The following is a 13119-nucleotide window of genomic DNA, read 5'->3' as shown; positions in this document are numbered from 1 at the left end:
CGAATGCGGGTTTCGTGAAACGCCGGCTACTGCGCGGCGTAGAGCATGACCCAGACCACGCGACCGCTCAGAAGCGCGACGCCGACGCCGTAATCCTGTGCGGCGCGGCGCAGGATGTTCTCGCGGTGGCCCTGCGACATCATCCAGTCCGACATGAGTTCGGACCCGGACGACTGGCCCTGCGCGATATTCTCGGAGGTCATGCGCGCGGGATACCCGGTCGCTGCGATCCGGTCGCTCGGGCTCGAGTTGCCGCCGCCCTGATGCGAAAACGTGCCGTTCGTGGACATCCAGCAGGCGTGGCGCTGGGCCGCCCGGTCCAGCCGCGCATCCCGTCTCAGGGTCGCGCGCCCGTTCGCGGATCGCACGGAATTCATCTGCGATCCGGCGTCGGCCATAAGGCTCGCCGCATTGGGGGGAAGGTTACAGGCAGAAGCGACCGTTGCCGAAAGACTGATCGCCACGGCCGCAACCAGGGCCGTGACGTAAGGCATCACTCTTTCGCCGCGGGCTTTTTTGCAGCCCCCGCTTCCATCGCTTCGATGCGGGCCTTCAGGGCTTCGTTCTCCTCGCGGGCTTTCTGCGCCATCGCGCGCACCGCGTCGAATTCCTCGCGCGTCACGAAATCCCGGTCGGCGAGCCAGCGGTCCATCCAGCTTTTCATCGCCGTCTCGGCTTCGGTCCGCGCCCCCTGCGCCACGCCCATTGCATTGGTCATGAGCTGAGACAGGTCGTCCAGCACCTTGTTTCGCGTCTGCATTTCGATCTCCTGTTGCCCGGCCCTCATGAATGAACGCCCTTGGGCCGGTGCTTGTTCACTATATGGGCAAGATGGCCGCGATTCTCAACAGAGCGTGACAGGTTGACACTGCCGCGCGAGCGGCGCACCAAACGGCCATGTGGGCTGCAATCCAATTTCCGAACCTGTCGCCAGAGGCGTTCGCATTCGACCTGTTCGGACTGCATTTCGCGATTCGCTGGTATGCGCTGGGCTATATCGTCGGCATCGGGATCGGGTGGTGGATCATCCGCATGGCGATCTCGCGCCCGCCGCTGTGGCGTGACGAAAACCCCGCCATGACGCGCGCCCAGCTCGAAGAGCTCGTGACGTGGATGGTCGCGGGTATCATCCTTGGCGGACGGCTTGGATTCGTGCTGTTCTACCAACCCGGATACTACCTCCAGAACCCGCTCGACATCTTCAAGATCTGGCAGGGCGGCATGGCGTTCCACGGCGGGTTTCTTGGTGTGGTCGTCGGCGTGATCCTGTTTTCGCGCAAGCACGGTCTGGTCACCGCCTCCGTCGCCGATCTTCTGGCCATCGCCACGCCCCCGGCCCTCGCCCTCGTGCGGATCGCGAATTTCGTCAACGGCGAGCTTTGGGGCCGCCCGACCGATGCGCCTTGGGGCGTGGTCTTCCCCGGCCCCGCCGCACAGGCCTGCGCCACGGCGGGCAAGGTCTGTGCCCGCCATCCCTCGCAGCTTTACGAGGCGCTTCTCGAAGGCGTGATCCTTGGCACGGTTCTTTTGTACCTTGCCTTCAAACGCGGCTGGCTGAAACGCCCCGCCATGCTCGCGGGCCTGTTCTTTCTGGGCTACGGCCTTGCCCGGTTCATCGTCGAATTCTTCCGGCAGGCGGACGCGCAGTTCATCACGCTGGACAATCCGATGGGTTACGTCATCGGTTCGCCGTCCTTCGGCATCACGATGGGCCAGCTTCTGTCCACCCCCATGATCCTCGTCGGCATCGCCACCCTGATCTGGGCGGCCCGCCGCAGCCGGACGTGAGCCTCGCCGACAAACTCCGCGCCCGGATCGAAGGCACCGGACCGATGAGCGTGGCCGATTTCATGGCCGAATGCCTGCTCGATCCCGAGCACGGCTATTACACGACGCGCGACCCTTTCGGCTCGGCGGGCGATTTCACCACGGCCCCCGAGATTTCGCAGATGTTCGGGGAACTGGTCGGGCTGTGTCTGGCACAAGGCTGGATGGATCAGGGATCGCCCGCCCCTTTCGTTCTGGCCGAGCTTGGCCCCGGTCGCGGCACCCTCATGGCCGACATCCTGCGCGCCACGCGGGGCGTGCCGGGGTTTCACGACGCCGCGCGGATCGTGCTCGTCGAAGCCTCGCCCCGTTTGCGCGAACGCCAGCAGGCGACGCTCACGGGCTATGGCGTCACTTGGGTGGACAGTTTGGAGGATGCGCCGGACGGCCCCCTTTTCCTCGTCGCCAACGAATTCTTCGACGCCCTGCCCGTGCGCCAGTTCCAGCGCGACGCGGACGACTGGCGCGAGCGGCAGGTGGGGCTGAAAGACGGTGCGCTCACTTTCGGCCTCGGTGGTCCGACCGCTCATGCACCACTCGACCGGTGGACCGACGCACAACCGGGCGACCTCGTCGAACTGCGCCCCGCAGCCGATGCCGTCATGGCGGAAATCGACCGGCGTATCGCCGCGCAGGGCGGTGCCGCCCTCGTCATCGACTATGGCGACTGGCATTCGCTCGGCGACACGCTTCAGGCCGTCGCCAAGCACGAAGCCGCCGATCCGCTCGCCAATCCCGGCGCGGCGGACCTGACCGCGCATGTGGATTTCGAGGCACTGGCGCTGGCCGCCACCCGCCTCACCCATTCCCGCCTCACGCCACAGGGGGTCTTTCTGGAACGGCTCGGCATCACGGCGCGCGCCCAAGCCCTTGCCGCCCGGCTGGAGGGAGAACCGCTCACCCGCCACGTCGCCGCGCATCGCCGCTTGACGCACCCCGATGAAATGGGAACCCTGTTCAAGACACTCGCATTCGTGCCGGAAGGGGCAGCCATGTTGCCGGGGCTCGAGACATGAACCTCGAAATCATCACCGCAAGCGCATTGGACGGTATCCGCCACGGGTTCTTCACCCGCAAGGGCGGCGCGTCGTCGGGCGTCTATGCCGGGCTGAACTGCGGCGGCGGGTCCGACGATCAGGCCGACGCCGTGGCGATGAACCGCGCGCGCATGGCGGCGGCCATGGGGGCGGAACCCGTGGACATCGCGGGCGTTCATCAGGTCCACTCCCCCGACGTCGTGACCGTGACGGAACCGCAGACCGGCGACAGGCCCAAGGCGGATGGGCTGGTGACGAACACCCCCGGCATCGTGCTGACGGTGCTCACCGCCGATTGCGAACCCGTGCTGTTCGCGGATCGCGAGGCTGGCGTCGTGGGTGCCGCACATGCCGGTTGGCGCGGCGCCATCGAAGGCGTGCTGGAGGCGACCGTCGATGCGATGGTCGCACTGGGGGCCACGCGCGAGAACATCCATGCCGTCATCGGCCCCACCATCAGCCAGCCGAACTACGAGGTCGGGCCGGAGTTCATGGAGCGTTTCATGGACGAAGACCCGGAAAACGGCCGCTTCTTCGCGGGCGGCGCGGGCGACCGCGTGCAGTTCGACCTGCCCGCCTTCGGCCTGCACCGCTTGCGCGAGGCCGGCGTGGGCCACGCCGAATGGACCCGGCATTGCACCTATGCCGACCCGGCCCGTTTCTATTCCTATCGCCGGTCGGTTCACCGGAACGAGGCCGACTATGGCCGCCTGATTTCCGCGATCCGCCTCTGACAGTCGAAACAGTCTGGCGCGATTGTTTCCAAAATGGCCCCCAAACGGGCCGTATCTTTCCCCGAACCTGCCCCAGACTCGCCCAATTTCAGGCGCTTCATGGTCTCAACGAAACGAAACACGCCGGGGTGCCGACCCCGCGAGAGACGAGAGGCCGAATATGTCGAAGCAACGCTGGATCAAGTCGATTGTCGAAACCGCCAAAACGGAGAAGATCGATCTCCCGTTCCATCGCGGCAACCGCAAGCAGGTGCGCCTGCGGGCCAAAGCGGCCTGACGCGGTCGATATCGATGAAAGAGCCGCCCCGGCATGGGGCGGCTTTTTTCGTTTCTTGCCGGGCAAACGGGCGGAAATTCGCAGGTAACACTCTGATTCAAAATCCGAAAATGCCCCGCCAAAGATACTAGAATACTAGGATTCTAGTATCTTGAATCGCACCATCACGCCGCGCCGCGCGCCTACTGCTGACGCCGCCCCGTAAGCCAGCCGACCCAGCTTTCCACGCTGCCCGCAAAGGCGTTGAGGTCCACGTTCCCCTTCACGCCCTTGGCGACCCCGGTCCCGGAGTATTGCCAGAACGTCCAGCGTTCGTCGGGATACCGCTCCGACGGATGCGCCGCGACCGAGCGCAGCCAGAACTCGTACCCGGCAAGCTTGCCCAGCTCGTTCTCGGCATAGAAATCGGGTGTCACGTAGATCACGGGGGGCGTGCCGTAGTGGCTGGTCACGATGGCCGCGTATTGCCGGATCTCGTCGCGCACGGTCTCGGCGTCCGGGCGACGGTTGCAGGTCCGCGATTGGTGGTTCCACTCCATGTCCAGCATCGGGGGGAGGTCGCCCGCCACACGCGGGACGTTCTTGATGAACCACCGGGCCTGCTCTGCCGGGGTCCGGCAGAAGTAATAGAAGTGATACCCGCCCACAGGCACGCCCGCCGCCCGCGCGCGCGGCGCGTTGATCTCGTATCCGGGGTCGAGGTGATCGCCCCCCTCCGTCACCTTCAGCCATGCGAAGTTCACCCCGTTCGCCCGTGCCGTCGCGAAATCGATGTCGCCCTGATACCGCGAGGCGTCGATCCCGTGCACCGGATAGGCCGAGGGCCGGATGTCATGCTCGGTCCAGTCGATCGGGTCGGTGTCGCCGAATTGCGACGGGATGCCCGCAGCCTGATAGTTTTCGGGTAAAAGCGGCCTTGGGTTCGCCATGCGCCCGCGTGTCGAGGATGACCCGCAGGCCGCCAGGACGAGAACGGCGCACAAGGAAAGGGTGACGGCGGCGCGCCGCCGGATGGGTCGTGTCATAGGGTTGCCTGCTCGCATTATGTTTTGCGGCAGATCATACACAGAGTCCCACCATCACGCACGCACGTTCGCGTGGGGTCCGGCGGCGATCCGCTGTCAGGAGGCCACGTCCTCGGCCACCGTGTACATGCCGGTCTGGCTCTGGCTCAGGATGACGACCCGCGTGCCGTTTTCGACATTGGCTGCAAGGTGAATAGCATCCTGATGGAACATGCGGATGCACCCGCCCGATTCCTGTCCGCCCACGGTCCACGGGTAGGGCGTGCCGTGAATGCGATAAAGCGTGTCGCGCCCGCCGCGATAGAGGTAAAGCGCCCGGGCGCCCAGCGGGTTGTCGAGGCCCCCCTCCATACCGCCACGCACAGGACCGTATTTTTCGGGCTCGCGCCGCAGCATGTTGGCGGTCGGCGTCCAGTAGGGCCAATCCTTCTGGTGGTTGACCCGCGCCTCGCCCGTCAGCCCGAAGCCCGCCTTGCCGACACCCACGCTATAACGCATCGCCTCGTTCGGGCCCGAGATCAGGTAAAGCTTGAAGGCATACGGATCGACCACGATCGTGCCCTCGGCATAGGGCGAGTAATACGGCACGTATTGCCGCGCGACCTCTTCCGACAGGTATTGGCGCGGCACGGCGGGCACGACGAACTGGCCGTCGTCGAATTCGCGATACATCGACAGCGTGCGCGGCGACACGAACGGAAGCACCTCGCCATTCGAGGTGACGGCGGTTTCCGTGGGCACGGTTTCACAGGCCGCGAGGACCCCGGCCAGCGCAAGCCCGGCCACAAGTTTCACGATACGCTTGCCAATCAATTCAACATCCCCCGGATAAGCCCGCCGCCTGACAGAGCGACTCGCGCGAAAAAAACTGTTCTCCGCGTGCCAGTTAACGGGGAATAGCCTAAGAAATTCAATGGCAATGGCCAAAGAATCTCGCCTCGACGCCCGAATCCGTGTTCGTGGAGCAACGCGCCGCGATCACATCTGAGGGAGCGCGCGGGCGGGATGGGCCAGCTGGCGACGCGCTCTACGCACTAAGCCGAATGGAACTCAACAGGACTCGCCAGGGAGACACGGGTTCGCCAAAACCAAAACCCACGTGAGGTCTTGCCCTGTTCCGGAAATGCCTAATCCAAATTCCTCTGCCATTTCATGCAACAAGTTTTCTCGGTGCCCAGTGGAATTCTCCCATGCCGTCATAGCAGCCTGCTCAGTTTGCTGCCCTCTAGCTAAGTTCTCGCCGACCCACTCGGCATCGTAACCGGACGCGGATACTCTTGTTTCAATGTCGGTCCCACCGCCATTATGGGTAAATTGACCTGTATCCACCAAGTAGCCTGCGTAGGATTGGGCAACTTGATCCAACTTGTCGTTCCAAGTTAGGAGCGCCTTGTTGTCCGCAGACCTCACGCCGTCGAAAATGGTCTTGAAGGACGTGTCCTGAAAGGAGTTTGTTACGGTCGTGGTGTTTTCATTGGGGTCGGGGATGTAAGAATTGAGATCCCAAGCTGGCGCATTCGGGTCAAAAATCTCGCCAATATTGTAGAGGGTAGCGACGGACGTCGTTCCGGTTCCCATACACCCCGAAAGCGCCGCGACGGCACCGACGCAGGCCAGATTGCGAACAAGTTTCTTCAAGGCAGGTTCCCCTCTGCGCTTCGTCCCGCAGATGACCTTAACCGGACCGTTCAATCTCACAAGCCGCAAGCTGCGGACAAATCGCCGCCTGTGGCTTTTACGCCTGCGCCGTCATCCGCGCTTCCAGCACGTCGAAGGGCACGCCCGGTTCGTCCTTGGCGTCGCGGATCACGAGCGAGGTCTTTACGCTCGCCACGTTCTCGGCCGCCGTCAGTTGCTCGGTCAGGAAGCTCTGGAAGGTCGACAGGTCGGGTGCCACGCATTTCAGGATGAAATCCACCTCGCCGTTCAGCATGTGGCATTCGCGCACGAGCGGCCAGTCGCGGCAGCGTTGCTCGAACCGGGACAGGTCCGCTTCGGCCTGACTGACAAGTCCGACCATCGCGAACACCTGAACCTCGAAGCCCAGCGCGCGGCTGTCCACGTCGGCGTGATAGCCCTTGATGTAGCCCGCCTCCTCAAGCGTGCGCACACGGCGCAGGCAGGGCGGCGCCGAGATCCCGACGCGCTTGGCCAGTTCGACGTTGGTCATGCGTCCGTCGGCCTGCAACTCGGCCAGGATCATCCGGTCGATCGGGTCGAGTTTTGAATGCGCCATGTGCCGTTCCCCTGCGGTTTCGCGAACCTTACCGCTACGGCCCCGGCTGCGCAATAATATTTCGCACTTGCGCAATATCCTGTCGGGACCGCGCGCCGAACCGGCAAGGTGTCGCAAGGGGTTTCGGCACCATGTCCCTCCCCCTATATGCTGGGAAACGAGAAATTCGAAGGGATTCGTCATGTCCGGCACTCATCACACCCGCGTCCTTATCATCGGATCGGGCCCGGCGGGCTACACCGCCGCAATCTACGCCGCACGCGCCATGCTGAAACCGATCCTCGTGCAGGGGATGGAGCCGGGCGGCCAGCTGACCACCACGACCGAGGTCGAGAACTATCCGGGCTTCACCGAGATTCAGGGGCCTGAACTGATGGTGAACATGGAAGCCCACGCCCGCGCGATGGGGACCGAGATCGTGACCGACATCATCACCGATCTCGATCTGTCCAAGCGGCCCTTCGTGGCCAAGGCCGACAGCGGTGCGACCTATGAGGCCGAGGCAGTGATCTTGGCCACCGGCGCACGCGCGAAATGGCTTGGGCTCGAGACGGAAGAGAAGTTCAAGGGCTTCGGCGTTTCCGCCTGCGCCACCTGCGACGGCTTCTTCTATCGCGGGCAGGAGATCATCGTGGTCGGCGGCGGCAACACCGCCGTGGAAGAGGCGCTGTTCCTGACGAACTTCGCCTCCAAGGTCACCGTCATCCATCGCCGTGGCGAATTCCGGGCCGAGAAGATCCTGATCGACCGTCTGGAAAAGAACCCGAAGATCGAGGTGATGTGGGACCACGTGCTCGAAGAAGTCACGGGCACCGACATGCCGCTGGGCGTCGAAGGCGTGAAGGTCCGCAACGTCAAGACCGACGCGGTGACCGAACTGGACGCCAAGGGGGTGTTCATCGCCATCGGCCACGCGCCTGCCTCGGAGCTGGTGAAAGACCAGCTCGAGCTGCACAACGGCGGCTACGTAAAGGTCGAGCCGGGGACCACCCGCACCTCGATCCCCGGCGTGTTCGCCGCGGGCGACCTGACGGATCACATCTACCGGCAGGCCGTGACCAGCGCGGGCATGGGCTGTATGGCCGCGCTCGACGCCGAGAAATTCCTCGCCGAGCATGAAGAGGCGGAACCCGCCGCTGCGGTCGAAGCGGAAAAAGCCCCGGTCTGACGCCCCGCGAAAGACACGACATCACGAACGCCCTCGCATCCTCTGCGGGGGCGTTTTTCGTCGCGGGCGGCGGCGGTCAGGCCCCCGTCAGTCCCACGGCAAGCTGAAGAAGCCGTCGAGATTCTCGATGATTTTCACGAAAAGGATCGCGCAGACGATCAGCGCGGCAAACCACCAGAACACCTGAAACAGCACGGCCCCGCCACCCAGCGCGACACCATATCCGGCAAGTTTGCGGTCCTCCCGCCGGATAAGCGAGACCGCCGAGAGCACGACCGCGACAAGCCCAAGCGCAGGGCCGGCGAACGGCAGGTAGCGCATGAAAAGCGAAGGCTCCGGCGCAGGTGCCGCCGCTTCCGCCTCCATCCCGAGGAAAGCACGCCACGCGGCCCGCTTCATCTCTCCCGCGATTTCACCGATCTGTTGCGCAGCCGAGGGCTGCGGTTCCAGCGTCGGGCCGTAGATGTAGAAACACACGACCATGACGGCCAGCGCGCCGGTGACGATCGCCCAGAATCCCCAGGTCCTGAGCGGAGCGGGGCCGAAAGCGTCGGGAATATACGAAACCTGTGTCATGGTGAACGCATAGTCACAAAGCGTGGCGAAAATTTGGCCCCCTCGGCCCGGTGCCGTTACGGCGCCACCAACGAAAAAGGCCGCCCGGACCGAATAATCCGGGCGACCTTCCGTTAAGCCGTGAGTGTGGGTTGCGCGGCTTACATCGCGGGCAGAAGCACCTTGTCGATCACGTGGATCACGCCGTTCGACTGGTCGACATCCGCGATCGTGACGTTGGCGACGTTGCCGTTTTCGTCCTCGATCATGATTTCGTCGCCGTCATAGGTGGCTTGCAGCGTGCAACCGCCCACGGTCGGCACCGGGTGCTCGCCACCGTCGTCGTCGATCATGCCCTTGATGGCGTCCGACATCGCGTCGGCCGCGACGACATGACAGGTCAGCACTTTCGTAAGCTGCTCTTTGTTTTCCGGCTTCAGCAGGTCTTCGACCGTGCCTTCCGGCAGAGCCTCGAACGCGGCGTTGGTCGGTGCGAACACGGTGAACGGGCCTTCGCCCTGAAGCGTCTCCACCAGTCCGGCGGCCTGCACGGCGGCGACGAGCGTGGTGTGGTCGGCCGAGTTCATCGCGTTCTCGACGATGTTCTTGTCGGCGAACATTTCAGCGCCACCCACCATCGGGTTTCCGCCTTCTTCGTGGCTTGCGGCAAGCGCCGGAACGGTCATGGCGGCGAGCGCGGCGGCGGCAACGGTTGTCTTGAACATCTGTTTTCCTCCAGTTGGTCTGTTTCGGTTTCGATGCCTGTAGCCACGCAGCCGACGGCGAAGAGTTGCGGCGGTTTCATCACGCTGTCGTGAGCGGCCCTGCCCCAGCCCGGCCCCCGCGCATCGCAATTGACAGACCCGCGCGTTGCGCCAAGATCATCCGCAGGCAGTGCGAGGACATTTGAGTGACCGAATTCATGTCGCCGGGGCCGGGGCACCCCGCCCCGTTCTTCAAAGCCCGCTCGACCCGCAACCCGCGCTTCACCTTCGACACCTCCGCAGGCCGCTATCTGCTGCTGTGTTTCTTTCACGACGCGGCACACCCGGTGGCCCGCGCCGCGCTGGCGGCCGCCCATGATCGCCCCGACCTGTTCGACGACCGCTTCGCCAGCTTCTTTGGCGTCAGCACCTCCCCGGCGGACGAGGCGGAGGGCCGCGTGTCCCATCGCTTTCCGGGTTATCGGCAGTTCTGGGACTTCGACCTCGTGATCAGCCGCCTTTACGGCGCCGCCAACGACAAGGGCGACAAACGCGGCCTCTGGGTCTTGATCGACCCGACCCTGCGCGTGATCGCCTCGCTTCGGTTCGGACCGGACGGCGCGGGACACGAGGCCGCGCTCGACCTGCTCGCCCAGCAACCTCCGCCCGACCGCTTCGCGGGCATCCCCTTGCAGGCTCCCGTGCTTTACCTGCCCCGCGTGTTCGAGCCGGAGTTGTGCACGCGGTTGATCGAGTTGTTCGACGAAACCGGCGGGCAAAGCTCGGGCTTCATGACGCAGGAAAACGGGCGCACCGTCTATAAACAGGACGCCAGCCACAAGGTCCGGCGCGACATCACCCTGACGGACGAGGCGTTGATCGGCACGATCCAGAACCGCATAGTCAACCGCGTCGTGCCCGAGATCGCCAAGGTGCATCAGTTCCACGTCACGCGGATGGAGCGTTACATCGTCTCCTGCTACGGCGCCGAGGAAGGCGGGCATTTCAACCCGCACCGCGACAACACCACCTCCGGCACGGCGCATCGCCGGTTCGCCGTCTCGATAAACCTGAACGACGACTTCGAGGGCGGCGAAGTGAGCTTTCCCGAATACGGCCCGCAAAGCTTCAAGGCCCCGCCGGGCGGTGCGGTGGTGTTTTCCTGCTCGCTCCTGCACGCCGTCTCCACGGTGACGCGCGGCAGCCGCTATGCGTTCCTGCCGTTCCTCTACGACGACGCGGCGGCGGCGATACGGAACCAGAACGCTGGTCTCGTGGGCGAGGCGCAGGGTTGACAGGCCAAAACAACGTCCCACGCCACACCCGAAATTCGGGACGTTAGCGCCGCATTTCCTCTTTTCTGCACCTGCAAAATCTCCTATGCGTTCACGCGTGAACACACTTTGAACCCGACACGCCATGACCGCCGCCCCTGCCCTTCCCGACCTGCCCGAGGACGACCAGCTTTTCCTGCTGCTCCGTCAACTCGACGCGGCACCTGAAGCGTCGCAGCGCGAGACGGCGGCGGCGCTCGGCATTTCGCTCGGCTCGCTCAACGCCCAGCTTCGCGCGGCGACCGAGGCGGGGCTGGTGAAGATCACCGACCGCAAGGGGCCGGATCGGCGCCAGCGTTTCGTCTATGCCCTCACCACCCGTGGCGCGGCCACCAAAGCCCGCCTCATCGACCCGTTTCTCGCGCGTAAATACACCGAATACGCCGCACTTCACGCCGAACTCACCGGCACGCCCGCCGGCCCGACCCCCATTAAATACAGGAGTACTCTGATGCTGAATAACCTCGCCCCGATCCCGGAACTCTACGTATCCTACGAAAGTGCCCAGAAACTGAAGGTCGAAGCCGCCGACCTCGTGTCCTGGGACCTGACGCCGCGCCAGATCTGCGACCTCGAACTTCTGATGAACGGGGGCTTCAACCCGCTCAAGGGCTTCCTGTCCGAAGAGGATTACAACGGCGTCGTCGAAAACATGCGCACCGCCGACGGCACCCTCTGGCCGATCCCGATCACGCTCGACGTGTCCGAGGATTTCGCCGCCAACCTCACCGAAGGTCAGGACATCGCGCTGCGCGATCAGGAAGGCGTGATCCTCGCCACCATGACCGTCACCGACAACTGGGTGCCGAACAAATCGCGCGAGGCCGAAAAGGTGTTCGGCGCCGACGACGACGCGCACCCGGCGGTCAACTACCTGCACAACAAGGCCGGCAAAGTCTATCTCGGTGGCCCCGTCACCGGCATCCAGCAGCCCGTCCACTACGACTTCCGCGCCCGCCGCGACACGCCCAATGAAATGCGCGCCTTCTTCCGCAAGATGGGCTGGCGCCGGGTCGTCGCGTTCCAGACCCGCAACCCGCTCCACCGTGCGCACCAGGAACTGACCTTCCGCGCCGCCAAGGAAGCGCAGGCCAACCTGCTGATCCACCCGGTCGTGGGCATGACCAAACCGGGCGACGTCGACCACTTCACCCGCGTGCGCTGCTATGAGGCCGTGCTCGACAAATACCCGCAGTCGACGACCACCATGTCGCTTCTGAACCTCGCCATGCGCATGGCCGGCCCGCGTGAAGCCGTCTGGCACGGCCTGATCCGCGCCAACCACGGCTGCACCCACTTCATCGTCGGCCGCGACCACGCCGGCCCCGGCAAGAACTCGGCCGGCGAAGATTTCTACGGCCCCTACGACGCGCAGGACCTGTTCCGCGAATACCAGGACGAAATCGGCATCGAGATGGTCGACTTCAAACACATGGTCTACGTGCAGGAACGCGCCCAGTACGAGCCGAACGACGAGATCGAGGACAAGGACAACGTCACCATCCTCAACATCTCCGGCACCGAACTGCGCCGCCGCCTGCAAGAGGGTCTGGAAATCCCCGAGTGGTTCTCGTTCCCCGAAGTGGTCCGCGAACTGCGCCGTACCAAACCGCCGCGCTCGCAGCAGGGTTTCACCGTGTTCTTCACGGGCTTCTCCGGCTCCGGCAAATCGACCATCGCCAACGCGCTCATGGTCAAGTTGATGGAGATGGGCGGCCGCCCCGTGACGCTGCTCGACGGTGACATCGTGCGCAAGAACCTGTCGTCGGAGCTTGGTTTCTCGAAAGAGCACCGCGACCTGAACATCAAGCGCATCGGCTACGTGGCGAGCGAGATCACCAAGAACGGCGGCATCGCCATCTGCGCCCCCATCGCGCCCTACGCAGCCACCCGCCGCCACGTCCGCGAAGAGATCGAGCAATACGGCGCCTTCGTCGAAGTCCACGTGGCCACCAGCATCGAAGAATGCGAACGCCGCGACCGCAAAGGCCTCTACAAACTCGCCCGCGAAGGCAAGATCAAGGAGTTCACCGGCATCTCGGACCCCTACGACGTGCCGCAGAACCCCGAGCTGAGCGTCGAGACCGAGAACGTCGACGTCGACAACTGCGCGCATCAGGTGATCCTGAAGCTCGAAAGCATGGGTCTGATCGCGGGGCAGTAAGCTCTGCGGTGAGTTAGGGAAGAATGGAAACCGGGGCCGAAGGGTCCCGGTTTTTTGT

Annotated in this window: 14 protein-coding genes; 6 read left to right on the top strand and 8 right to left on the bottom strand. The window is 64.2% G+C overall.

Annotation, left to right across the window (positions count from 1 at the left end):
* Positions 1-26: 26 nt before the first annotated feature.
* A complete protein-coding gene (locus tag RB2654_RS18310) occupies positions 27-398 on the bottom strand; it encodes a CAP domain-containing protein (RefSeq protein WP_008334599.1) in 372 nt (123 codons plus the stop codon).
* A gap of 95 nt (positions 399-493) precedes the next feature.
* Entirely contained in the window at positions 494-760 is a 267-nt protein-coding gene (locus RB2654_RS18305) for an accessory factor UbiK family protein (RefSeq protein WP_040885244.1), read from the bottom strand.
* A gap of 137 nt (positions 761-897) precedes the next feature.
* Between RB2654_RS18305 and lgt the strand changes: the two genes are divergently transcribed.
* The 3 genes from lgt to pgeF are packed head-to-tail and all read left to right on the top strand — an operon-like array spanning position 898 to position 3598.
* Positions 898-1788 (top strand): prolipoprotein diacylglyceryl transferase, encoded by an 891-nt coding sequence (gene lgt, locus RB2654_RS18300; protein ID WP_008334593.1) that lies wholly within the window; start codon positions 898-900, stop codon positions 1786-1788.
* Entirely contained in the window at positions 1785-2843 is a 1059-nt protein-coding gene (locus RB2654_RS18295; RefSeq protein WP_008334592.1) for a class I SAM-dependent methyltransferase, read from the top strand. Before lgt ends, RB2654_RS18295 begins: the two co-directional genes overlap by 4 nt.
* A complete protein-coding gene (pgeF, locus tag RB2654_RS18290; RefSeq protein WP_008334591.1) occupies positions 2840-3598 on the top strand; it encodes a peptidoglycan editing factor PgeF in 759 nt (252 codons plus the stop codon). Before RB2654_RS18295 ends, pgeF begins: the two co-directional genes overlap by 4 nt.
* Before the next feature lie 459 nt (positions 3599-4057).
* Here pgeF and RB2654_RS18285 read toward each other — a convergent pair whose 3' ends face one another.
* The 4 genes from RB2654_RS18285 to RB2654_RS18270 all read right to left on the bottom strand — a co-directional run bounded on the left by RB2654_RS18285 (position 4058) and on the right by RB2654_RS18270 (position 7136).
* The gene (locus RB2654_RS18285) at positions 4058-4900 is read right to left on the bottom strand and encodes a glycoside hydrolase family 25 protein (RefSeq protein WP_040885242.1); all 843 of its coding nucleotides are present in this window, start codon (positions 4898-4900) and stop codon (positions 4058-4060) included.
* Positions 4901-4996: 96 nt separating this feature from the next.
* A complete protein-coding gene (locus RB2654_RS18280) occupies positions 4997-5713 on the bottom strand; it encodes a L,D-transpeptidase (RefSeq protein ID WP_008334588.1) in 717 nt (238 codons plus the stop codon).
* Between the two features lie 237 nt (positions 5714-5950).
* Complete coding sequence (locus RB2654_RS22600; RefSeq protein WP_050771993.1) at positions 5951-6538, bottom strand: CAP domain-containing protein; 588 nt, start codon at positions 6536-6538, stop codon at positions 5951-5953.
* A 97-nt stretch (positions 6539-6635) separates the two neighbouring features.
* Positions 6636-7136 carry an Lrp/AsnC family transcriptional regulator gene (locus RB2654_RS18270; RefSeq protein WP_008334582.1) on the bottom strand — a complete coding sequence of 167 codons (501 nt, stop codon included), beginning with the start codon at positions 7134-7136 and terminating at the stop codon, positions 6636-6638.
* 181 nt (positions 7137-7317) lie between these two features.
* Between RB2654_RS18270 and trxB the strand changes: the two genes are divergently transcribed.
* Positions 7318-8304 (top strand): thioredoxin-disulfide reductase, encoded by a 987-nt coding sequence (trxB, locus tag RB2654_RS18265; protein ID WP_008334581.1) that lies wholly within the window; start codon positions 7318-7320, stop codon positions 8302-8304.
* An 87-nt stretch (positions 8305-8391) separates the two neighbouring features.
* Here the strand turns inward: trxB and yidI are convergent, their stop codons facing one another.
* Positions 8392-8880, bottom strand: coding sequence for an inner membrane protein YidI (gene yidI / locus RB2654_RS22595; protein ID WP_008334580.1), 489 nt, complete (start codon positions 8878-8880; stop codon positions 8392-8394).
* 140 nt (positions 8881-9020) lie between these two features.
* Complete coding sequence (locus tag RB2654_RS18255) at positions 9021-9584, bottom strand: fasciclin domain-containing protein (RefSeq protein ID WP_008334579.1); 564 nt, start codon at positions 9582-9584, stop codon at positions 9021-9023.
* Positions 9585-9769: 185 nt separating this feature from the next.
* Here RB2654_RS18255 and RB2654_RS18250 point away from each other — a divergent pair, with 185 nt between their 5' ends.
* Complete coding sequence (locus RB2654_RS18250) at positions 9770-10858, top strand: 2OG-Fe(II) oxygenase family protein (RefSeq protein WP_008334578.1); 1089 nt, start codon at positions 9770-9772, stop codon at positions 10856-10858.
* A 124-nt stretch (positions 10859-10982) separates the two neighbouring features.
* Positions 10983-13061, top strand: coding sequence for a bifunctional sulfate adenylyltransferase/adenylylsulfate kinase (locus RB2654_RS18245; protein ID WP_008334577.1), 2079 nt, complete (start codon positions 10983-10985; stop codon positions 13059-13061).
* The last annotated feature ends 58 nt before the right edge of the window (positions 13062-13119 follow it).

The organism is Maritimibacter alkaliphilus HTCC2654 (genome assembly GCF_000152805.1).
Lineage (GTDB): Bacteria > Pseudomonadota > Alphaproteobacteria > Rhodobacterales > Rhodobacteraceae > Maritimibacter > Maritimibacter alkaliphilus.
Note: the sequence above shows the minus strand (reverse complement) of the source record. Positions and strands in the feature narration are given on the sequence as shown.